At 62.8% G+C, this 22,670-nt stretch carries 18 protein-coding genes; 8 read left to right on the top strand and 10 right to left on the bottom strand.

Annotated features, from left to right (window positions below):
• Positions 1-17 precede the first annotated feature (17 nt).
• Entirely contained in the window at positions 18-980 is a 963-nt protein-coding gene (locus tag FHW75_RS11345) for an NAD(P)H-quinone oxidoreductase (RefSeq protein WP_016715515.1), read from the bottom strand.
• A gap of 139 nt (positions 981-1,119) precedes the next feature.
• Between FHW75_RS11345 and FHW75_RS11340 the strand changes: the two genes are divergently transcribed.
• Together FHW75_RS11340 and FHW75_RS11335 are read left to right on the top strand one after the other, a co-directional pair.
• On the top strand, positions 1,120-3,201 hold the full coding sequence (locus tag FHW75_RS11340) for a carboxy terminal-processing peptidase (RefSeq protein WP_016715514.1): 2,082 nt from the start codon (positions 1,120-1,122) through the stop codon (positions 3,199-3,201).
• 118 nt (positions 3,202-3,319) lie between these two features.
• A complete protein-coding gene (locus FHW75_RS11335) occupies positions 3,320-4,279 on the top strand; it encodes an EAL domain-containing protein (RefSeq protein WP_019097096.1) in 960 nt (319 codons plus the stop codon).
• Here the strand turns inward: FHW75_RS11335 and FHW75_RS11330 are convergent.
• The 4 genes from FHW75_RS11330 to FHW75_RS11315 all read right to left on the bottom strand — a co-directional run bounded on the left by FHW75_RS11330 (position 4,261) and on the right by FHW75_RS11315 (position 6,563).
• Positions 4,261-4,629 (bottom strand): hypothetical protein, encoded by a 369-nt coding sequence (locus FHW75_RS11330; protein ID WP_016501064.1) that lies wholly within the window; start codon positions 4,627-4,629, stop codon positions 4,261-4,263. The two genes, FHW75_RS11335 and FHW75_RS11330, sit on opposite strands and share 19 nt — an antisense overlap.
• Positions 4,626-4,958 carry a helix-turn-helix transcriptional regulator gene (locus FHW75_RS11325; protein ID WP_016715512.1) on the bottom strand — a complete coding sequence of 111 codons (333 nt, stop codon included), beginning with the start codon at positions 4,956-4,958 and terminating at the stop codon, positions 4,626-4,628. The genes FHW75_RS11330 and FHW75_RS11325 overlap by 4 nt, the downstream gene beginning before the upstream one ends.
• 111 nt (positions 4,959-5,069) lie before the next feature.
• Entirely contained in the window at positions 5,070-5,510 is a 441-nt protein-coding gene (locus tag FHW75_RS11320) for a YkvA family protein (protein WP_019097095.1), read from the bottom strand.
• A 288-nt stretch (positions 5,511-5,798) separates the two neighbouring features.
• Entirely contained in the window at positions 5,799-6,563 is a 765-nt protein-coding gene (locus tag FHW75_RS11315; RefSeq protein WP_016715510.1) for an FKBP-type peptidyl-prolyl cis-trans isomerase, read from the bottom strand.
• Between the two features lie 325 nt (positions 6,564-6,888).
• Here FHW75_RS11315 and FHW75_RS11310 point away from each other — a divergent pair, with 325 nt between their 5' ends.
• The gene (locus tag FHW75_RS11310) at positions 6,889-8,190 is read left to right on the top strand and encodes a delta-60 repeat domain-containing protein (protein WP_025754900.1); all 1,302 of its coding nucleotides are present in this window, start codon (positions 6,889-6,891) and stop codon (positions 8,188-8,190) included.
• Between the two features lie 7 nt (positions 8,191-8,197).
• Here the strand turns inward: FHW75_RS11310 and pcaQ are convergent, their stop codons facing one another.
• Together pcaQ and FHW75_RS11300 are read right to left on the bottom strand one after the other, a co-directional pair.
• Complete coding sequence (gene pcaQ, locus FHW75_RS11305; RefSeq protein WP_019097092.1) at positions 8,198-9,130, bottom strand: pca operon transcription factor PcaQ; 933 nt, start codon at positions 9,128-9,130, stop codon at positions 8,198-8,200.
• Between the two features lie 9 nt (positions 9,131-9,139).
• The gene (locus FHW75_RS11300) at positions 9,140-10,069 is read right to left on the bottom strand and encodes an AraC family transcriptional regulator (protein ID WP_183673652.1); all 930 of its coding nucleotides are present in this window, start codon (positions 10,067-10,069) and stop codon (positions 9,140-9,142) included.
• A 285-nt stretch (positions 10,070-10,354) separates the two neighbouring features.
• Here FHW75_RS11300 and FHW75_RS11295 point away from each other — a divergent pair, with 285 nt between their 5' ends.
• The 4 genes from FHW75_RS11295 (at position 10,355) to FHW75_RS11280 (ending at position 14,250) form a co-directional block, all read left to right on the top strand.
• Positions 10,355-11,695 carry an MFS transporter gene (locus tag FHW75_RS11295; RefSeq protein ID WP_016715506.1) on the top strand — a complete coding sequence of 447 codons (1,341 nt, stop codon included), beginning with the start codon at positions 10,355-10,357 and terminating at the stop codon, positions 11,693-11,695.
• 92 nt (positions 11,696-11,787) lie between these two features.
• Entirely contained in the window at positions 11,788-12,498 is a 711-nt protein-coding gene (locus tag FHW75_RS11290; RefSeq protein WP_016715505.1) for a fumarylacetoacetate hydrolase family protein, read from the top strand.
• 18 nt (positions 12,499-12,516) lie between these two features.
• A complete protein-coding gene (locus FHW75_RS11285; RefSeq protein WP_016715504.1) occupies positions 12,517-13,275 on the top strand; it encodes an SDR family oxidoreductase in 759 nt (252 codons plus the stop codon).
• Positions 13,276-13,299: 24 nt separating this feature from the next.
• Complete coding sequence (locus FHW75_RS11280; protein ID WP_016715503.1) at positions 13,300-14,250, top strand: 2-hydroxyacid dehydrogenase; 951 nt, start codon at positions 13,300-13,302, stop codon at positions 14,248-14,250.
• 65 nt (positions 14,251-14,315) lie between these two features.
• Here the strand turns inward: FHW75_RS11280 and nirD are convergent, their stop codons facing one another.
• From nirD to FHW75_RS11265, 3 genes are all read right to left on the bottom strand, one after another.
• Positions 14,316-14,678 (bottom strand): nitrite reductase small subunit NirD, encoded by a 363-nt coding sequence (gene nirD / locus FHW75_RS11275; protein ID WP_025754898.1) that lies wholly within the window; start codon positions 14,676-14,678, stop codon positions 14,316-14,318.
• Positions 14,678-17,230, bottom strand: coding sequence for a nitrite reductase large subunit NirB (nirB, locus tag FHW75_RS11270; RefSeq protein WP_019097090.1), 2,553 nt, complete (start codon positions 17,228-17,230; stop codon positions 14,678-14,680). Before nirB ends, nirD begins: the two co-directional genes overlap by 1 nt.
• 304 nt (positions 17,231-17,534) lie before the next feature.
• Positions 17,535-21,551 (bottom strand): bifunctional nitrate reductase/sulfite reductase flavoprotein subunit alpha, encoded by a 4,017-nt coding sequence (locus FHW75_RS11265; RefSeq protein ID WP_019097089.1) that lies wholly within the window; start codon positions 21,549-21,551, stop codon positions 17,535-17,537.
• 342 nt (positions 21,552-21,893) lie between these two features.
• Here FHW75_RS11265 and map point away from each other — a divergent pair, with 342 nt between their 5' ends.
• The gene (gene map, locus FHW75_RS11260; protein WP_183673650.1) at positions 21,894-22,664 is read left to right on the top strand and encodes a type I methionyl aminopeptidase; all 771 of its coding nucleotides are present in this window, start codon (positions 21,894-21,896) and stop codon (positions 22,662-22,664) included.
• The last annotated feature ends 6 nt before the right edge of the window (positions 22,665-22,670 follow it).

Raw genomic sequence — 22,670 nt, 5'->3', positions numbered from 1 at the left:
TAGCAGCCCCGACAATATCAAGCCATGCTTGGATCTATGACCATCACCAACTTGCCCGAGACCTGGTTGCTCTCAAGCTCCGCATACGCCGCCTGGGCAAACTCCACCGGGTAGGTATCAACCAGTTGCGGCGACAGGCGCCCTTCGGCAAACAGCGGCCACACCTGCTGTTGCAGTTCGCGCAGCAACTCGGCCTTGAAGCCGTCATCGCGGTTGCGCAGCGTGGAGCCGGTAATCTCCAGGCGCTTGCCCAGCACCAGCGCAAGGTCCAGCTCGAACTTGCGCCCCCCCATCAACCCGATGATCACCCAGCGCCCGTCGCGGGCCAGCAGTTTGAGGTTGAGCTCACCGTAACTGGCGCCCACCGGGTCGAGAATCACGTCGAACGGGCCAAAGCCTTCCAGCGCGTCCAGGTTTTCGTTACGTACCACGCCCCCTGTCGCGCCCAGCGCTTCGCAATAAGCCAGGCGGTCCTGCGAACCGACACTGACCCACACCGGGCTGCCAAACGCCTTGCACAGCTGGATGGCGGCCGAGCCAACGCCACTGGCGCCGGCATGCACCAGCACTTTCTCGCCAGCCTTCACGGCACCGAGCTGGAAGATGTTCAACCAGGCGGTGGCATACACCTCCGGCAACGCCGCGGCTTCATGCAGGCTCAGGCCCTCGGGCACGGGCAGCACGTGACGCGCATCGACCACCACTTCCTCGGCCATGGCGCCACTGGCCAACAGCGCGCACACACGGTCGCCCACGCGCCAGTCGGCACCGGCGCCCACTTCCTCAACCACCCCGGCACACTCCAGGCCCATGTACGGGCTGGCACCTGGCGGTGGCGGGTACAAACCTTTCATCTGCAGCAGATCGGCGCGGTTCAGGCCCGCAGCAGCCACGCGAATGCGCACTTGGCCCGCGTCACAGGCCGGGCGTTCGGCCTCGACCCACTCCACATGTCCGTCAACGCCTTGCAATGCCTTCACAGTGCCTCCATAGTTGAATCATGACTGGGCCTGGGGTTGCTTACCTCAGGCTTTTTGCAGTATTTGCCCGGCTCCATGGAACCGGCAACGGAAAAGACGGCCTACTATGCGTGATCAATTGCCTCCACGTCGAATCAGCATGAAGCATTTCCTACCAAGCACCGCCCTCGCCGTCATGATCGGCCTTGGCAGCCTCACGCTCGGCGGCAATGCGGCGGCCGCCAACAAATGGGACAGCCTGCAGCCGGACCGCGACGAGATCGTCGCCAGCCTCAACGTGGTGGAATTGCTCAAGCGCCACCACTACAGCAAGCCACCGCTGGACGATGCCCGTTCGGTCATCATCTACGACAGCTACATCAAGCTGCTGGACCCGGCGCGCAGCTACTTCACCGCCGCCGACATTGCCGAGTTCGACAAGTGGAAAACGCAATTCGACGATTTCCTCAAGAGCGGTAACCTGGACCCGGGCTTCACCATCTACAAACGCTACCTCGACCGCGTCAAGCAACGCCTGGACTTCGCCCTGGCCGAGCTGAATAAAGGCGTGGACAAGATCGACTTCACCACCAAGGAAACCTTGCTGATCGACCGCAAGGACGCACCGTGGATGAAGGACCAGGCCGAGCTCGACGACCTGTGGCGCAAACGTGTGAAAGACGAAGTGCTGCGCCAGAAGATCGCCGGCAAGGAACCCAAGCAGATCCAGGAAACCCTGACCAAGCGCTACAAGAACCAGCTGGCGCGCCTGGACCAGACCCGTGCCGAGGATATCTTCCAGGCCTACATCAACACCTTCGCCCAGTCCTACGACCCGCACACCAACTACCTCTCGCCGGACAACGCCGAAAACTTCGACATCAACATGAGCCTGTCGCTCGAAGGCATCGGTGCGGTGCTGCAAAGCGACAACGACCAGGTCAAGATCGTGCGCCTGGTACCGGCAGGCCCGGCAGCCAAGACCAAGCAGGTGGCCCCGGCCGACAAGATCATCGGCGTGGCCCAGGGCAACAAGGAAATGGTCGACGTGGTCGGCTGGCGCCTTGACGAAGTGGTCAAGCTGATCCGCGGCCCGAAAGGCTCGGTGGTGCGCCTGGAGATCATCCCGGCCAGCAATGCACCTAGCGACCAGACCAGCAAGATCGTGTCGATCACCCGTGAAGCGGTGAAGCTTGAAGAGCAGGCAGCCAAGAAGTCGGTGCTCAAGCTGAAGCAGGACGGGCGTGACTACAAGCTGGGCATCATCGAGATCCCGGCCTTCTACCTGGACTTCAAGGCCTACCGCGCCGGTGACCCTGAGTACAAGAGCACCACGCGTGACGTGAAAAAGCTGCTCACCGAACTGCAGAAAGAGAAAGTCGACGGCGTGGTCATCGACCTGCGCAACAACGGTGGCGGCTCGCTGCAGGAAGCCACCGAGCTGACCAGCCTGTTCATCGAAAAAGGCCCGACCGTGCTGGTGCGCAACAGCGACGGCCGCGTCGACGTGCTGGAAGACGAAAACCCGGGCGCCTTCTACAAAGGCCCGCTGGCATTGCTGGTGAACCGCCTGTCGGCCTCGGCTTCGGAGATTTTCGCCGGTGCCATGCAGGACTACCACCGCGCGCTGATCATCGGCGGCCAGACCTTCGGCAAAGGCACCGTGCAGACCATCCAGCCGCTCAACCATGGCGAGCTTAAGCTGACCCTGGCCAAGTTCTACCGGGTTTCCGGGCAGAGCACCCAGCACCAGGGCGTGCTGCCGGATATCGACTACCCGTCGATCATCGACACCAAGGAAATCGGCGAGAGCGCCCTGCCCGAGGCCATGCCATGGGACACCATCCGCCCGGTGGTCAAGCCTGCTGCCGACCCGTTCAAGCCGTTCCTGGCCCAGCTCAAGGCGCAGCATGAAGCGCGTAGCGACCAGGATGCCGAGTTCACCTACATCCGCGACCGCCTGGCCCTGACCCAGAAGCTGATGAATGAAAAAACCGTCAGCCTCAACGAGCAGGAGCGCCGTGCGCGCCACGATGACATCGAGGCCAAACAGCTGGCCCTGGAAAACATCCGCCGCAAGGCCAAGGGTGAAGAGCCGCTCAAAGAGCTGAAGAAAGAAGACGAGGACGCGCTGCCGACCGAGGATGAAAACACCAAGCCGGAAGACGACGCCTACCTGTCGGAAACCGGTCGCATCCTGATCGACTACCTCAGTGCCAGCACCAAGGTGGCCAAGAAGTAAAGCGCTGCAACGATGATGGCAGAATAATGTGACCTGTCATCAAACAGTCATCGCGCTGTCGTGAAATATGGGGGCCGGGCATGCAGATGCCCGGCCCTTTCATTTTCAGGAATACGTCATGACCGTTGCCGAACAGCTCAGTGCCTTGAGTGCCATCCTGGCTCAACGCAGTATTCACAGCCTGTTGCAGCCGATCATGTGCCTGAGCGAACAGCGGGTGTTCGGCCATGAAGCACTGAGCCGTGGTCCGTCCAACAGCCCGCTGCACGCGCCGTTGAACCTGTTTACCATTGCCCGCCAGGCTGGCCGCTTGACCGAACTGGAAGCCGTCTGCCGGGAAAGCGCCTGCCGTCGCTTCAGCGAGCAGCAATTGCAGGGCAAGCTATTTCTCAACATCTCGCCAGAATCACTGCTGGAGCCACACTACCCGTCCGGCCTGACCCTGAAACTGCTGGAGCAGGTCGGTCTGCCGCCCAGCCGGGTAGTGATCGAGCTGACCGAGCACACCCCCACCGACGACTTCCAGCTCTTGTCCAATGCCCTGCACCACTACCGCGACATGGGCTTTTCGATTGCCATCGACGACCTGGGGGCGGGCTATTCCAGCCTGCGGCTGTGGTCGGAGCTGCGCCCTGAGTACGTGAAGATCGACCGGCACTTCATCGACGGCATCCACCGCGACCCGCTCAAGCGCGAGTTCGTTGGCTCGATCCTGCAGATTGCCCGGGCCTCGAAGGCGCAGGTGATTGCCGAAGGGATCGAATTGGCAGAGGAACTGGTGGTGCTTAGGGAGATGGGGGTGGACCTGGTGCAGGGGTACCTGCTGGGGCGGCCGCAGGAGTTGGGGGTGCGCGAGCTACCGGTGCTGGCGAGTATGCCGCAGGCCGAGCAGCCGACAGTGCGGTTGAATGCCACCATCGGGCAGTTGCAGGCGCTGTTTGGGCGGCATCAGCACCTGGATGTATTGGAGGTGGTTGATGCCGATGACAGGCCTTGTGGTTTGATCCACAGACATTCTTTGCCTGTTCTGCCGGCGATAGGGCCGGAGCAGGCAATCAATCAGGCGGTTTCGGGGTAGCTGTACTCGAACACCCGAACCACCTCGGAAGCATGCCACGACGCCGCCTCCATGCCATCCACCGGCCCGGCAAACCGCCCTAGCCGTTCGACACATTCAAAAAAGCCGGTACGCGGCAAGCGGCTGGCGCCTTGGCTGATCACCAGCGAACTGCGCAGCGGCTGCTCGGCACGGGCATCCAGCACCGCCAGGTATTCCAGCGCGGCGGTCAGCGTCTGCATGGCCGGGCTGGGCAGTTGCAAGCGCTCGATCAGCGCTCGGTAGGTCAGCAAGTGACGTTGACGGCGGGCCAGGTCAAGCTCGCCCAGCAGGTTGTCCCAGTGCTGACGGCTGATCCTGACCTGGCTCATGACGGCTCGCTCCAGCCAGCGACCCCCAGATGCCAGGCCAAGGCGCGGCGGATGGCTGCATCCGGCTGGCGTTCGCCCGATTCGATCATGGCCAGGTAGGCCGGGCTTACCCCGACATTGCGCGCCAGCTGCTCAGGGGCGATGCCCTTGGCCTGGCGAATCTGTGCAACTTCACTGAACGCCGGCAACGGCGCAACGGCGGCGGCCTGTTCGCTGACAACTGCCTCGGCAGGTGCCTGCCCTGCAGCCTTGAGCAGCGCCTGGTACTGCTCCCAGGGAACCACGGCGTACTCGGGCTGACCGTCCCGGCTGATGACCTGAATACCCATTACAAACCCCTTTAAAAAGGATTACAGCATGTAATCCGTAGGCATAACCCTTATGCCAATTATATTACCAACTCTGGGGTCTGTCCGGTTGAGGTGCAGTTCAAGCGGTTTTCACTGCGTATTGCGCTCCAGCTGCAGCGTTTCCTGGCTTGCCGGAAGGCGCTCGACCACGCGCAGCCGCTCAGGTGCCTGGCTTTCACGCCAGGCCTTGAAGCGCGCCAACTCGTCGGCCACGGTCTTCAGCACCCAGCCCAGTACCGCAATGTCATCAAGGAAGCCCACGCCCAGCAGCCAGTCGGGGATGGCATCGATAGGGCTGACGAAATACAGCAGGCCGGCCACGATGGTGACCAGGGCCTTAGGGCTGATGGCACGGTACTCGCCGCGCCACCATGCCAGGCACAGTGACTGCAGCAGTTTCACATCCTCGCGCAGTTGGCCGAGGCGTGGCCCTTTGCGGGCCACGGCGAACAGCAGGGCCGGCAACCGGCCACGGCTGAGCAAGCGCTCGGCCAAGGGCAGAAAACGGGCGAAATTCCAAGGTGCGCTCATGGAGCCTCCACGCAGAGCAGGTTATCCACATTTATTGTGGATAACCTTGTGAACAGGGCCACGTTTCTGACCCCGGGTGCCTGCCAGGCAAGGGCCCCGGTCAGATCGGGCGTTTTTTACACAGCCGTTTCAATACGTGGGTAGCTGGCCGCAAACGATTTGCGCCAGAAACATCCTACAGCAACAAGCTGCATTTCCTCGGACAGTATCAGCAGTTACAGGTTCGCCCAATCGTTGTAAACGAAAACGCCCCGTCAGGACGGGGCGTTTTGCAAGAACCTGCCAGTGTTACTTGGCGGGTGCTTCTGCAGGGGCTTCGGCCGGGGCCTCGGCTTCCGGCTCGGCGCCTTGCAGCTGGGCCGGGTCCTTGATGGCGATCAGTTCCAGATCGAACACCAGTACCGAGTTGGCCGGGATCAGCGGGCTTGGGCTTTGTGCACCGTAGGCCAGTTCAGCCGGGATGAACAGCTTGTACTTCTCGCCAACGTGCATCAGTTGCAGGCCTTCGACCCAACCCGGGATCACGCCGCTGACTGGCAGGTCGATCGGGCTGCCGCGCTCGACGGAGCTGTCGAACACCTTGCCATCGATCAGCTTGCCTTCGTAGTGGACGGTAACCACGTCAGTAGGCTTGGGCTGTGGGCCATCGGCCTTCTTGACCACTTCGTACTGCAGGCCCGAGGCGGTAGTGACCACGCCTGGTTTCTTGGCGTTTTCTTCGAGGAACTTCTTGCCAGCAGAGGCCGCTTCTTCGCTGGCCTTGGCCAGGCGCTCTTCAGCGCGCTTCTGCAGCGCCGTGAAGGCTTCTACCAGCTCTTCATCCTTGATGCGCTGTTCTTTCTTGCCAACAGCGTCTTCGATACCGAGTGCCACTGCTTTCGAATCAAGGTCTTCCATGCCTTCCTGAGCCAGGCTCTTGCCCATGTTCAGGCCGATACCGTAGGAGGCTTTCTCTGCCGGAGTCTTCAGCTCGGGGCTGCTAGCTTGTTGGTCGCAGCCAGCCAGTACCAAGCCTACCAGGGCAACCGCAGCCGCCAAACGATGCTGTTTCATGCTATTTCCTTGTTCATGCGCCATAAGGGCAATCAGGGTAAAGCCGCGAGCTTAGCAGGCGGCCATGACCAATGGCTACCGGCATAGGAGCGGGATTTGGTAAGGAAGTTCAGTAGTTAAAGGGTTATTCATGCAAGACACTGCAGCCACTGGCCAGTATTGACGCTTGACGCAGAAACCGCCTGGGGTTTGTCGCAATTTTTTGTCGCACTGCCCTCCATTCCAGGGGCAAGAGACCTGTCATTTATGCCAGTAGATCGGATGAGGGCCTGCGCTTTCAATAGTGCGGGTAGTCACAGATCGTGACCAGCCAGAGGCTTACTCAATGAAACGACCGATCATTTCAGCTTTTCTTCAACAATCCACGCCTGACCGCAACCGTTTGAAGGCAAGTGCCGCCCTTAGTGACGCCCCTGTAGACCGGAGCTTCGGTAACGAAGGCTACGCTTACCTGCTGGCACAGGAGCCAAAATCAGCTGGAGTGTGCACTGACATCCTCAAAAGCCACGTTCGACAAGATCGCTACTACGCGTGCGCATTTCAATCGCATAAAGAAACCCAGGTATTCAACAGCGCCGTCTGGCTGCTGGATGGCGACGGCGAGCGAGATCACAGCTTCACCGTCGACTTTGGATCGCTCATGGAAAAGGACAAGACGTTTATTCCCTACAGCCTTATGGAAGATCGCAAGGGCAACCTGCTCTGCCTGGGTGAAGTGTCCAAAAACCCCCACCGGCTATGGAAATTCAAGAACACGGGAGAGCTAGACAAGAGTTTCGCCAGCACTGGATTTATCGATAGCGACCGACTGACCGCTGAGCGGCTGAATTTCCGCTTCGCCGCCGCACTCTCTGATGGCTACGTCATTGCCTGCCACACCCCCGACTTCAAGACCGTCCTCGTCGCCCTGTCGCCGGACGGCACCCTGAAGCCAACCTTCGGTAATGAGGGGGTGCTGGACCTTGAGTCGCAGTTGCCTGGGTACGGTGCCGGCATAACCGGCCTTATCGCTACAACGCATGCTGATGGAAGCAATCGCGTTCTGTTGCTGAGTTTGAGAGGCGTAGGCGACGACCTGTTCTCGGTATTGAGCGCCATCGACAGTAAAGGCCGCCTGGACACTTCCTTTGGCAACAATGGCCATTTCAAATCAGAAAACGCCACCTTTTATCGAGGCCTGTCGTGCAGCAGCGTGTCGTCACTTGTCACGCTATGCGGAGGGCATATGCTCGCGGATGAAAGCATGCAACCAGACATTATCCGGTTGACCAGCAACGGAGCCCCCGACCAGGACTTCAACAAGGGGGCGCCTGTCCGCTTCGACGCCAATGCCGGGATGTGGCACCACATGATCGAGTACGAAGGGCGCCTGGTGGGGGTAGGCAGCTTCTATAACCATAACCGGGCGGTCCGCTATCAGGCCGACGGCACACTCGACGTCACTTTCGTTTCGCCCTGGGGGCATGGTGCGTTTGGGGCCGTCCCACCGAACCCTGGGTTTTACATGGATGGCAACTCATCGATTGCCTTCGTTCCCGCCAGTAAACGCCTGCTGATTTGTGGTGATGTGAATGTCACAGCGCAAAATCAGGTGGCTGCGGCAGTGCTCGCTTTAGCATTGGGTTGAAAGGCACTCAGGGGTAGTTACCCTCGCGGTACTGCCCCGCTACCTCGCGCAGCACTTCGCACACCCACTGCCCCGGCAGGCTCTGCGGCAAGGCGGCATTGCGACAAATGCCCACAGAGCCACCCGGTTCACGCACGCCCAGGTCTAGCTCGACCAGCTCGCCACGGCGCAGGTCGAGCAACACCGCATCGCGTGGCGCTACCCACAGCCCATCGCTACCCAGCAGGTAGCGCCGGCTCAGCGCCAGCGACAGGGTTTCCAGGCGCTGCGCCGGCATCTGGATGCCGCATTGCACGAACAGGCTGTCGGCATGCTGGCGGATGGTGGTGCCCGCCGGCGGCAACACCAGCGGGTAACACCCCACCTGGCCCCGCTCGACAGGCGAGGTGGCCAGCAGCGGATGGCCCGGGCGTACCACCAGGCTCATCGACTCGCTGTACAGGTGCTCGAACGACAGGCCCTGGATCTGCGGGCTGTCGGTCATGCGCCCGACCACCAGCTCCAGCTCGCCCAGCCGCAGTTGGCCAAGCAGCTGCGCGCTGACCCCGGTGACCACACTGATCACCAGCGCTTCATGGCGCTGGTGCAGGCGGCACAGCACTTCGGGCATAAGCAGGCCCTCGACCGTCGACAGCACGCCGATGCGCACCTGCGACGGCGCCCGCGCCTCACCACGCAGGCTGCTGACGCCATCGCGCAGGGCCTGCACACTGGGCCCGGCATAACGCATGAAGCGCGTGCCGGCGGGGGTCAGTTCGACACCCTGTCGGCTGCGCGCAAACAGGCGCGTTTCCAGCAGGTCTTCAAGTTCCTTGAGGGTTTTGGAAATGGCCGGCTGGCTGATGGCGAGCACGTCGGCAGCCCTGGCCAGGCTGCCCTGCCGGGCAATCTCCAGAAAGCACAGCAGGTGGCGGTATTTGATGCGGGTGTCGAGGTTCATGCCGCAAGCTTAACGCATCGCCACCTGCGGCGTATCCGGGTCGCGCTGTTGGCGGCGGAACTGCCCTGGCGGCAAACCGTGAATCTGGCGGAAGCGCCGAGAGAAATAAGCTTCATCGGCAAACCCGCACAAGCGCGCCACTTCACCCACCGGCCGACTGCCATTGAGCAGGTAGTTACGTGCGGTGTGCATGCGCCGCTCCAATACCAACTCGCTGAACGTCTTGCCAATTTCCTTGCGCAGCCAGTGGGTCAGGTAAGTCGGGGAAAGGTACGTGGCAGCGGCCACTTTCTGCAGGTTCAGGTCCGGGTCGTCAATGTTGCGGCGCAGGTACTCGCTCATGCGATTCAACGCGGCCCGACGGCTCAGTTGCGCTGCGTTGCTATCCGCCAGAATACGCAAGGGTTCAGCATACAGCCCGCACACCTGGCCAATCAGTTGCAACAGCAGGCCCTTGAGCACCTCACGGCTGCCAAAGCGGCGGTTGGCATCCAGCGCACGCATGCGCTCAAGCAGCTGCAACACCTCGGCGAAATCGGCGTCTTCCAGGCAAAAATCCAGGTGCTCCTGGAAGCGAAACGGTGACAGCTCCGGGGCTTGCAGGATCGAGACTTCTTCCAGATCCATCGGGTCGCAATCCAGGTGTGGCAACAGGAAGGTCTGGGAAAAATTGATCACCACGAAATCACTGTCCGCAGGATGCGGGATCACATGCACCCGGTGCGGCAGGATGAAGGCCAGTGTGTTGCGCTTGAACGGGCGTTGCACGCTGCCGATGTGCTGCACCGTATCTCCCCCCAGGTTGATCTGGACCTGGAAATATTCATGACGGTGCGGCGCGGTTTCGGCCGGGCGCCCACGTCGATCGCGAATGTGGAAATCCATCAGCTCGCTGCGCTGCTGCATGACGTAGGTGGGGACCTCGCGCTTTGGTGGCATGGGCAAACTCCGTTAAGCAAACAACCAGTTGTACGACGTCCACATTTAAACGTGACTACAAAAAACGACGCAACCGCATTTCGTCACAACCCGCTTAAAACGCGAAACACAGCAATTAACCAGCTCAAAACCCTGTGCCCGGATTCTTTTGGACACCGCACGCTTCCCCCTCCTTCCATGGCAAAAACGGTCTAACCCTGCCGTTGCATTCAAAGCGTTGTACGACCACCTTAGAAAAGGGACTGCAGCCCAACCTCAACCAACAACAACAAACGAGGTCGACTCATGTCGAGCACGCCTACCCCCCGCGCAGCGTCGTCGTACACGCTGGACGCGGCCCCCGCCCAGCGCCTGCCCACCCGCCGCCGCTGGTTCATGCTGTCGCTGCTGCTGGTGGCGACCATCATCAACTATGTCGACCGGGTAAATATCTCGATCGCAGCCCCGTTCATGGCCAAGGACCTAGGCTTGGACAAGGTGGAGATGGGACTGATTTTCTCCGCTTTCGCCTGGACCTACGCCCTGGCCCTGGTGCCCGCCGGCTTCATCGCCGACCGCTTTGGCTCGCGCCTGACCTATGGTGTGTCGCTGATCAGTTGGTCGGCGGTTACCGTCGCCCAAGGCTTGGCCAGCGGCTTCTCCTCGCTGTTCGGCCTGCGCCTTGCGGTCGGGGCCATGGAAGCCCCGGCTTTTCCCGCCAACAGCCGCGCGGTGACGGTGTGGTTCCCTGCCCGCGAACGCGGCATGGCCAGCAGCATCTACGTGTGCGGCCAGTACCTCGGCACTGCGCTGTTCACCGGTGCCCTGCTCTGGCTGGCAACCACCTACGACTGGCGCCACGTGTTCTACAGCACCGGCCTGGTCGGCATCGTGTTCGGCGTGGTGTGGCTGTTCCTTTACCGTGACCCGTTGAACTGCAAGAAGGTCAGCAAAGAAGAACTGGCCTACATCGAGGGCGGCGGCGGCCTGGTCAAAAGCAGCCAAGAGCGTACCCGCTTCGACTGGCGCCAGGTGGCCGAGCTGTTCCGCTACCGCCAGGTATGGGCCATCTGCCTGGGCAAGTTCGCTAGTACCTCGGCGCTGTACTTCTTCCTCACCTGGTTCCCCACCTACCTGATCGAAGAGCGCCAGCTCACCTTGATCAAGGTCGGTATCTTTGCCGTGATGCCGTTCATTGGCGCCACCGTCGGCATCCTGCTGGCAGGCATCGTCTCTGACTTGCTTATCCGCAAGGGTTACTCGCTGTCGTTCGCACGCAAGCTACCGCTGGTGGTGGGCTCGATGCTGGGCATGTCGATCGTGCTGGTGAACTTCACCGACTCCAACGTGTTGTGCATCGCCATTCTCACCTTGGCGTTCTTTGCCCAGGGTATCGCCTCGTCATCGTGGGCTGCGGTTTCAGAAGTGGCACCCAAGCAACTGATCGGCCTGACCGGCGGCATCACCAGCCTGGCAGCGAACATCGGCGGCATCGTCACACCGATCGTGATTGGTGCGGTCGTGCATGCCAGTGGCTCGTTTGCCATGGCCTTCTGGTTCATCGGTGGCGTGGCCCTGATGGGCACCCTGTCGTATTCGCTGCTGCTCGGCAAGCTGTATCGCATCGAGCTGAAGACAGCGGCATGAGCACGGAAAAGTCCAATCCTTCCCCGCTTTCGTCCAACTTTGCCAGCCAGGCACTGGCTACGCTGGCCACTCCAGCACGGAGGATTCACCCCATGAGTTACCTGTTCAACCCGCCGGCCATCATCAGCCTGTCCATTCGCGGCAGCGATACGCGTTTCCCGGTTGGCCGCGTGTTCTGCCTGGGCCGCAACTATCCCTGGCCGGAGTCCTACGGGCCAGCACCGCAGGAGCCTGTGTTCTTCATGAAGCCGGCGAGCAACGTGGTCGAGGCACAAGGTGAGCTGCCGTTCCCCCCACAGACCGAGGAGTTCTGCCACGAGATCGAGCTCGTGGTGGCCATTGCCAAAGGGGGGGCGGATATCGCCCCGCAGGAGGCGATGGAACATGTATTCGGGTTTGCTGCCGGGCTTGACCTGACCCGCCGTGATCATCAGCGCAAGGCCAAGGCCGAAGGCCTGCCGTGGGAAAGCGCCAAGGTTTTCGAGGCCTCGGCCCCCATGACCGCTATCGCGCCTGCCAGCGAACTCCCTTGGCCCCTGCCAGCCTCGCTGTGGCTACAGGTGAACGGCCAGGAACGCCAACGCGCACACCTTAGCCAGCAGACCTGGCCGGTGGCCGAGGTCATCAGCCGACTGTCCCGCCAGCTGCCGTTGCGCCCAGGTGACCTGATCATGACCGGTAGCCCGCCCGGCGTAGCACCTTTAAACCCGGGTGACACCCTGCATGCCGGCATCGATGGCATCGGCGAACTGCACATGCGCGTAGGCCCGCGCCCTGCCGGGCAAGCCGCTGACGCGGCCTGAAACCCCAGGAGTATTCACATGAGCCAACATAAGAAAATTGCACTGGTCACTGGCGCAGGCAGCGGCATCGGCCGCGCCGTCGCCCTCGCCCTGCTGGAAGATGGCTTCAGCCTGGTCCTTGCCGGGCGCCGTATAGAGCCACTGCAAGCGGTGGTCGAACAAATACAGGCAGCGGGCGGTGAAGCCCTGGCCGTAGCCACTGACGTGCGTGACGAACAGAGCGTCGCGCAACTGTTCGCCACCATCGAGGAGGTGCATGGCCGCCTCGACGTCATCTTCAACAACGCCGGCATCAACGCCCCCGCCGTGCCGGTCGACGAGCTGCCGCTGGAGAACTGGCGCAACGTCATCGCCACCAACGTGGATGGCGTGTTTCTCTGTGCCCGCGCAGCGTTCGGCCTGATGCGCCGCCAGCAGCCGCAAGGCGGGCGGATCATCAACAACGGCTCGATCTCGGCACACACCCCGCGCCCGTTCACCGCGCCCTACACGGCCAGCAAGCATGCGGTGCTGGGCCTGACCAAAGCCCTCGCGCTGGATGGCCGGCCTTACAACATCGTGTGCAGCCAGGTGGACATCGGCAATGCCCTGACCGAGCTGTCCGAGCGCATGACCCGTGGCGTGCGCCAGGCCAATGGCGAAATCGCCGCCGAACCGATGCTCGATGTGCGCCATGTAGCCGACGCGGTGCGCTACATCGCCGCGCTACCGCTGGACGCCAACGTACTGAACATGACCGTGATGGCCAGCAACATGCCGTTCGTTGGCCGTGGCTGATCCTTGTTCCTGATGGAGTGACCGATGAAACCCGAAGTCCTGCAACTTAGCCCGATCCTCATCCCGCAAATCCGTGAGCGCCTGGAACAGCTGTTCACCGTACACCGTTACTACGAACAGGCCGACAAGGATGCCTATGTCAGCCAGCATGCCAACAACATTCGCGGCGTGATCACCGGTGGCCACACCGGTATCAGCCAGGCACTGATGGCGCGCTTGCCCAACGTCGAAGTGATCGCGGTCAATGGCGTCGGCACCGACGCGATAGACCTGGCCTATGCCCGAGATCGCGGCATCCAGGTAACGGCGACCATCGGCGCCCTCACCGAGGACGTCGCCGACCTCGCCATCGGCCTGCTGATCGGCTTGTGCCGGGGTATCTGCACCGGTGACCGTTTCGTACGCGCCGGCCATTGGGCCACCAGTGCCACGCCGCTGGCACCGTTGCCACTGGCCCGGCAGGTGTCGGGCATGCGTGTGGGCATCGTCGGTATGGGCAGGGTCGGTCGCGCAGTGGCGCAGCGGGCGGCGGCGTTTGGTTGCCCGATTCGCTACACCGACCTGCAGGCGCTGGATGTGCCTTACGGGTTCGAGGCAGATTTGCTGCAGTTGGCCAGGGACAGCGATGCACTGATTCTCGCGGCGGCGGCCGACAAGGGCGAGGCGCTAATCAATCGTGAAGTGCTGCAGGCGTTGGGCGCCGAGGGGTATCTGATCAACATCGCGCGCGGCAAGCTGGTGGATGAGCCCGCGTTGATCGCAGCGCTGGAGGCCGGTGAAATCGCTGGCGCGGCGCTGGATGTGTTTGCCGATGAGCCCCGCGCGCCCGAGGCGTTGTTCGGCCGTGAAGATGTGGTGCTGCAGCCACATCGGGCCAGCGCCACGGTGCAGACGCGCACGCGCATGGGCGAGATGGTGGTGGCCAGCCTGGTAGATGTGTTTGCCGGGCGCACGCCGCAGGGGTTGGTTATCTGAGCCGCCTGTTCCGGCCTCTTCGCGGGCACGCCCGCGAAAGGGCCCGAACAGGCAGCAGATGATTATCAGGCTACAGCCAACTCCACAGCCCCATCCTTCAACCGCACCGGCCACACCCGCAGCTGCTGCCCGGCATCCTCCAGGCACACCCCGCTCTGCAAGCTGAAATGCTGCTTGTACAACGGCGCCGCCACCACCAGTTCGCCCTGCACACTGCCCACCAGCCCGCGGCCAATGATGTTGGCGCCAGAACGCGGGTCGCGGTTGTCTACCGCATATAGCGGCTGGGCCTGCCCCGGCAGGTAGAACAGCGCCACCTGCGCCCCGTCCAGCCATACCACTACCCCGGAATCGGCCACCAGGTCTTGCGCCTGGCACACCGCCTGCCAGTGCTCGCAGGTTTTTACAGCAACATTGGACAGGTTCATCAGACAGCCTCCTCGACAGTAGGGATCAGGTGCAGCGGCGCAGCCGGCCGGCGTTGTTCGCGTTCGCGTACGAAGTGCACGTCCGGGTCGGCGCGCTGGTCGTTGACAAAGGTGCGGAAGCGCTTGAGCTTTTCCGGGTCGTTGAGGGCGTTGGCCCATTCGCATTCGTACTGGTCCACCACATGCTGCATCTGCGCTTCCAGTTCGCCAGCCAAGCCCAGGCTGTCTTCGATGACCACCTGTTTCAGGTAATCCAGCCCGCCCTCCAGGTTCTCGCGCCACACCGAAGTGCGCTGCAGCTTGTCGGCCGTGCGGATGTAGAACATCAGCACGCGGTCGATCAGGCGTACCAGGGTTTCGTCGTCCAGGTCGGTAGCGAACAGCTCGGCATGCCGTGGGCGCATGCCGCCGTTGCCGCACACGTACAGGTTCCAGCCTTTGTCGGTGGCGATCACGCCGATGTCCTTGCTTTGCGCCTCGGCGCATTCGCGGGTGCAGCCCGATACCGCGAACTTGAGCTTGTGCGGGCTGCGCAACCCCTTGTAGCGGTCTTCCAGGCGCAGGGCCATGCCGACACTGTCCTGCACACCGTAGCGGCACCAGGTGCTGCCGACGCACGACTTCACCGTGCGGGTCGACTTGCCATAGGCGTGGCCGGTTTCGAAGCCGGCCTCGATCAGCTCCCCCCAGATCAGCGGCAGTTCGTGCAGCTGGGCGCCGAACAGGTCGATGCGCTGGCCGCCGGTGATCTTGGTGTACAGGTCGTACTTCTTGGCCACCTGGCCAATGACGATGAGCTTGTCAGGGGTGATTTCACCGCCAGGGATACGTGGCACTACCGAGTAGGTGCCGTTCTTCTGCATATTGGCCATGAAGGTGTCGTTGGTGTCCTGCAGTGGCACCAGCGCCGGGTCCATGATCGGCTGGTTCCAGCACGACGCGAGGATGTTGCCCACTGCCGGCTTGCAGATGTCGCAACCCACATGGCCCTTGCCATGGCGTTCGAGCAGTTCGCTGAAGGTGCGGATGCCCTCCACCCGCACCAGCCCGTACAGCTCCTGCCGGGTGTAGGCAAAGTGCTCGCACAGGCTCTTGTCCACCGCGACGCCACGGGCCGTCAGTTCATGCTCGAACACCTGCTTGAGCAAGGCTGCACACCCCCCGCAGCCCGTGGCAGCCTTGGTGCACCCCTTGACTGCGGCAAGGTCGCTGCAACCGCTGTCGATGGCGGCGCACACCGCCCCCTTGCTGACGTTGTGGCAGGAGCAAATGGTCGCGCTGTCCGGCAGTGCATCGGCGCCCAAGGCCGGCACGCCACCGCCTTGCGGCAGAATCAGCGCGGCCGGGTCGGCCGGCAGGGCGATGCCGTTCTGGGCATATTGCAGCAGGGTGTCGTAGTAACTGTTGTCACCCACCAGCACCGCGCCGAGCACGCGCTTGCCGCTGGCATCCACCACCAGCCGGCGGTAGGCACTGTTGGCTTCGTCGATGAAGCGGTAGCTGCGTGCCCCTGGCGTGGCGCCGTGGGCATCGCCGATCGAGCCGACATCCACGCCCAGCAACTTGAGCTTGGTCGACATGTCGGCACCGGTGAACGCGACCGCCGCCTCCCCCGTCAGCAACGCGGCCAGGTTGCGCGCCATGCTGTAGCCCGGGGCGACCAGGCCGAACACGCTGCCGTTCCACGATGCGCACTCGCCGATGGCAAAGATACGCGGGTCACTGCTGCGGCAGTGGTTGTCGATCACTACCCCGCCACGCGCGGCGATGTCCAGCCCACTGGCGCGGGCCAGGGCATCCTGCGGACGAATACCGGCAGAGAACACGATCAGGTCGGTTTCCAGGTGCTCGCCACCCTCGAAGTTCATGCGGTAGCGATAGGCTTCACCGTCGCTGATCGACTGGGTGGCGCGGGACAGGTGCACGCCCACGCCCAGCGCTTCGATCTGTGCCTTGAGCGCGGCACCGCCCTCGCCGTCCAGTTGCACCGGCATCAAGCGTGGGGCGAACTCAACCACGTGGGCTTCCAGGCCCAACGATTTGAGCGCGTTGGCGGCTTCCAGGCCAAGCAGGCCACCACCAACCACCACGCCACGACGGGCACTGGCGGCGGCGGCCCGGATGCCATCGAGGTCGTCGAGGGTGCGGTAGACCAGGCGGGCGTTGCCGCTGGAGCCTTCGATCGGCGGTACGAAGGGGTACGAACCGGTGGCCAGCACCAGTTGGTCGTAGCTGTACCGGCCTTCGGCGGTAACCACTTCGCAGCGCTCGCGGTCGATTTCCAGCACGCATTCGCCAAGGTGCAGGTGCACGCCGTTGGCGGTGTAGAAATCGGGCTCGCACAGCGCCAGGGTTTCGGCACAGCTGCCGCCGAAGTATTCGGACAGGTGTACGCGGTCGTAGGCGCGTTGGCGCTCTTCGCCGAACACATGCAGTTCGAAGCGCTCGTGGGCGCCGCGGCTGACCAGTTGCTCGACGCAATGGTGGCCGACCATGCCATTGCCGACGATGACCAGTCGCTCTCGTTGCCCGCTGCTCGCTGTTGCCTTCATAAGCCGATCCTCGATCAAAAAAAAAGCGCCTGGAGCCGAAGCTCCAGGCGCCTTTGCCTGTATTCATCACGGTAGGTGGCCCGGGTTGATCGCCGTTGATCAGTGGGCTTTGTTGTAGCTTGGGTAAAGCAGGGAGTGTGCCAATTGCGTTACCTGTACCGGCCTCTTCGCGGGCAAGCCCGCTCCCACAGGGATCTCCACAGGTCTGCAGACTTGCACATTACCTGTGGGGTGGGTTTACCCGCGAAGAGGCCGCCACAGGCAATGCACATTCAAGGTGCAACGCTCCCCATCCTGGAGCACTTCAGTAAACATCCCGCCGATACCGCTTGGCCTTGCTCAAGGCCTCCATGTAGGTATCCGCATCCACGCCACCATGCTCGGCAATGATTTCACGCAACGCCGCATCTACATCCTTGGCCATGCGCTGGGCATCACCACACACGTAGAAGTACGCCCCCGCCTCCAGCCATTGCCACAGCTGCGCGCCCTGTTCGAGCATGCGCTGCTGCACATAGATTTTCTTGGCCTGGTCACGGGAAAACGCGGTATCCAGCCGCAGATGACCGCTTGCCTGCCAAGCCTGCAACTGCTCCTGATAATAGAAATCGGTCGCCGCATACTGCTCACCAAAGAACAGCCAGTTGCCCCCTTTCGCGCCCCGCGCTTCTCGCTCCTCCAGAAACGCACGAAACGGTGCAATGCCAGTCCCAGGGCCAACCATGATCACCGGCACGCTGTCATCCTCGGGTAGCCGGAAGTGCTTCGACACCTGTGGGAAGATGGCCACTTTCAGCGCCTGGGCACGGTCGGCCAGAAAGCTGGAACACACGCCTTTACGCTCGCCATAGCGCACGGTGGAAACGGTCAGGTGCACCTGATCCGGATGCGCCAATGGGCTGGAGCTGATCGAGTAAAGCCGTGGCTGCAACGGTTTGAGCAGGTCGAGCCAACTGGCCAGCGGCAGTTTTTGAGGGAAAGCACGCAGCACATCGACCAGCTGTCGGCCCCACAGCCAGTCCTGCAGCTCGGCTTTGCACTCGGGCTGTAACAGGCGCTGCAGGTCCGGGGCACTGCCGGCAAAGGCCTGCAGTTGTTGCGGGGTCACCTTGGCAATCTCCAGATGCGCTTGCAGGGCTTCGGCCAGTGGCATGGCAGGCTGGCCTTTCAACTCGACCATGGCCTTGCCATCGAGCTGCGTCAGCGCCAGCAGTTCATCGACCAGCGTCGGGCAATTGCGCGGCCATACGCCCAGGGCATCACCAGCTGCATAGCTGAAGCCGCTGCCGCTCAGGTCGAACACCAGTTGCCGGGTTTCCTTGCTTGCACCGGGCCCATTGAGCAGGCGGTTTTCCACCAAGGCGGCGGCCCAGGGTTGCTGCTTGCCATAGATCGTGACCGGCGCAGGCTCATTGACCGGTTGTGGTGTGGCAGCAGTGCCCAGCGAGGGCAGCAGCGCTTCGAGCCAGCCGCAGAACGCTTCGTCAAAGTCGGGCTCGCAGTCCACCCGCTGCAACAAGCGCCGCCCACCCAGCTCAGCCAGGCGCTGGTCGAGTTTGCGGCCAAAACCGCAGAACTGGTCGTAACTTGAGTCACCCAAGGCCAGCACGGCATAGGGGAGCTCGGCGCAGAGGGTGCCCTCTTCGCCCTGCAATGCCTGCCAGAATGCCCTGGCGCTGTCTGGCGCGTCGCCATCGCCAAAGGTGCTGGCGATCAGCAGCACGCTGGCGGCGCCTTGTAGCTGGCGCGGGCTAACGGCTTCCATGCAACTGAGCTGCACCTCCAGACCGGCACCGCGCAAGCGTTGGGCACAGCGCTCGGCCAACAGTTCGCCGTTACCGGTCTGCGAGGCCCACAGCACTTGATGCCGTGGCGCCGGCAACGCCGCAGCGGGCAATGCCGCAGGCTGGGCAAACAGACCGGCCAGCAAGCCGTCGACGAACAGCCGACGGCTGGCGGCCAGCGGTGCATTGGCCGGCAGGCTGGGTACGCCTTCGGCACGGCTTTGGTCCAGGCCCAGCAGAAAGCCTTGCAGGTAATGGCGCTCTTCTTCTGCCAACACCGGGGCTGGCAGGGTGTCCAGGCCAAGCAGACGAGACAGGGTGGCAGTTGGCATTCGGGCTGACTCCGCAATGGCAGTGTTCAGTTCAAGGGTATCGATGCGTTCGCCTGCGACCCGCTCCAGGGCCACGGCGCAGTGTTTGAACGCGGGTTGCAGCGACAGCGGGTCAACCGCATCGCAGGTGACGGCATTGATTGCCAGTTGCTCACCGACCACATCGTTCCAGTGGAACGGTGCGAAGCAGTTGCCTGGCATGACCCGGTCGCTGATGCGTGCGGGTAGCACGGCCTGGCCACGGCGCGAACGAATGGCCACCTGGTCTTTCTCGGTAACGCCCAGCCTGGCGGCATCTTCGGGGTGAATTTCGACGAAAGGGCCGGGCTCCAGCTTGTTCAATGCCGGCACCTTGCCGGTCTTGGTCAGGGTGTGCCACTGGTGCTGCACACGGCCGGTATTCAGCACCATGGGGTAGTCGTCATTCGGCAACTCCGGTGCCGGCAACCAAGGCCGGGCGAAGAAACGGGCTTTGCCACTGGCGGTCGGGAAGGCCAACGCCGGGCGCTGGCCCTGGGCATCGTGCAGCAGCACCTGGCTGCTGCCGTCATTCAGGTAGCGCAACGGGCTGCGGTCGCTGTCACGGCCAGGCGCGCAAGGCCACTGGCGAGGTTGCCCACGCAGTTCGGCATAACCGATGCCGCGCAGATCGTACCCGGTGGCAGGGTTATGGAAGCGACGGATTTCCTCGTACACCGCTTCGGCATCGGCGTAATCGAAGGCGTCGGCATAACCCATGGCGCAAGCCACACGGGCAATGATCTGCCAGTCCGGCAGGCTCTGCCCTGGCGGCTCGACGGCGCGCGGCATCAGGGTAAGGTTGCGCTCGCTGTTGATCATCACACCCTCGCCTTCGGCCCACAGCGCGGCCGGTAGCAGAATGTCGGCGTAGCGATTGGTTTCGGTGTCGAGGAAAGCGTCCTGAGTAATCACCAGCTCGGCCTGATGCAGGCCGTCGATCACTTGCTGGCGGTTGGCGACACTGGCCACGGGGTTGCTGCAGATGATCCAGCAAGCCTTCACTTCACCGGCTTTCATCTGTTCGAACAGCGCCACCGTGCCCTCGCCGCCTTCGCGGCGCAGGCTGCCAGGTGCCAGTTGCCATTGCTGTTCGACAAAGGCACGGTCGGCTTCCACCAGCGCCGAGCGCTGGCCAGGCAAGCCGGGCCCCATGTAGCCCATCTCACGGCCGCCCATGGCGTTGGGCTGACCGGTCAGCGAGAACGGCCCGCTGCCGGGGCGGCAGATGGCGCCGGTGGCCAGGTGCAGGTTGCAGATCGCATTGGTGTGCCAGGTGCCGTGGATGCTCTGGTTCAGGCCCATGGTCCAGCAGCTCATCCAGTTGCTGGCACCGCCGATCCATTCGGCGGCCTTGATGATGTCGGCCTCGGCCAACCCGGTGATGGCGGCCACCCGCTCAGGGCTGTAGTCATCGAGGAAGGCTGGCAGTTCGTCCCAACCTTCGGTGAAGCGGGCGATGAAGCCAGGGTTGGTGTGGCCGTTACGGTGTAGCAGATGCAACAGGCCGTTGAGCAAGGCCATATCGCTGCCGGGGCGTACCTGCAGGAACAGGTCGGCCTTGTCGGCGGTGGCGCTGCGCCGTGGGTCGACCACAATCAGCTTCGCACCGGCCTTGATCCGGTCGAGCAAACGCAGGAACAGGATCGGGTGGCAGTCGGCCATGTTGGCGCCAATCACCAGGAATACGTCGGCGTGCTCGAAATCCTGGTAACTGCCGGGTGGGCCATCGGCGCCAAGCGACAGCTTGTAGCCACTGCCGGCGCTGGCCATGCACAAGCGCGAGTTGGACTCGATGTGGCGGGTGCGGATAAAGCCCTTGGCCAGTTTGTTGGCCAGGTACTGGGCTTCCAGCGACATCTGCCCGGACACATACAGCGCGACGGCATCGGGGCCGTGCTGGTCGACGATGCCACGCAGGCGTGCGGCTGTTTCGGCGATGGCCTGATCGATACCGGTGCGCGCCGGCTGCTGGTTTCGCTGCTGCCGTACATAGGCGTCTTCCATGCGCCCGGCGGCGGTCAGCGGCAGGTGCGCAGTGAGACCCTTGGTGCACAGACGGCCGAAGTTGCCGGGGTGTTGCTTGTCGCCGCTGACCTTGCTGACCTTGCCGTCGGCAACGCTCATGACGATGCCGCAGCCGACGCCACAATAGGGGCAAACGCTGCGTACTGCGGTGTTGGCCATGGGCGGGCTCCTGTAGGGAACGCAAAAAGGCGCCGGCTGCCCCGGCTTGCTGATGCAAGCGAGGGGCAACACGGCGCCTTTGTCGTGAGGTTTTGTGGGCTGTCGACGTTGATGGCCCTGGATGAGGAGTAAGTCAGCAATTAATGGGCCAGATGTACCGGCCCTTTCGCGGGCACGCCCGCCCCACAGGGATATCGCAAAGCCTGAGGGCGGTGCCGCACCTGTGGGAGCGGGCGTGACCGCGAAGAAGCCGCCACAGGTTTCGCACCACACGGTGGCAACCCGGGGTCCCCTGGCGCTATGCTGGGGCACATTCCAGCATGAGCAACCGCCCTCCCCCCCATGTCCCAAGTGATCCTCAAGACCCCCGCCCAACTCGACCTGATGCGCCGCGCCGGCCAATTGCTGGCCCAGGTGTTCGCCGAACTCGACAGCTTCATCCGCCCCGGCATCACGACGATGCAAATCAACGACCGCGCCGAGGCGTTCATCGTCGACACACTCAAGGCCCGGCCTGCGAGCAAGGGCCAGTACGGCTTCCCCTATTCGCTGAATACCTCGGTGGACCACGTGGTGTGCCACGGCATACCCAAGGTCGATGAAGTGTTGAAGGAAGGCTCGATCGTCAACGTCGACATCACCCTGGAGCAAGGCGGCTACATCGCCGACTCGTCGAAGATGTACTGCATGGGGAAAATCAGCGATGAAGCCCGGCGCCTGGTCGACACTACCTACGATGCGCTGTGGAAAGGCATCGAACAGGTGCGCCCCGGGGCCACGCTGGGCGATATCGGCCATGCCATCCAGGCCCATGCCGAGGCAGCGGGCTACAGCGTGGTGCGCGAATATTGCGGGCATGGTATTGGCCAGCAGATGCATGAAGCGCCGGAAGTGCTGCACATCGGCCAGCGTGGCATGGGCATGAAGCTCAAGCCGGGAATGGTGTTTACCATCGAGCCGATGATCAATCAGGGTGGACGTGGCACCCGGGCGCTGAAGGATGGCTGGACGGTAATTACGCGTGACCACAGCCTGTCAGCGCAGTGGGAGCATACGGTAGCGGTGACTGAAGAAGGGTTTGAGGTGCTGACGCTGCGGGAGGAAGAACACTGACACCTG

Source organism: Pseudomonas sp. OG7, assembly GCF_014192825.1.
GTDB lineage: Bacteria > Pseudomonadota > Gammaproteobacteria > Pseudomonadales > Pseudomonadaceae > Aquipseudomonas > Aquipseudomonas monteilii.
The sequence above is the reverse complement of the archived record's forward strand: the minus strand, read 5'-3'. Positions and strand labels throughout refer to the sequence as shown.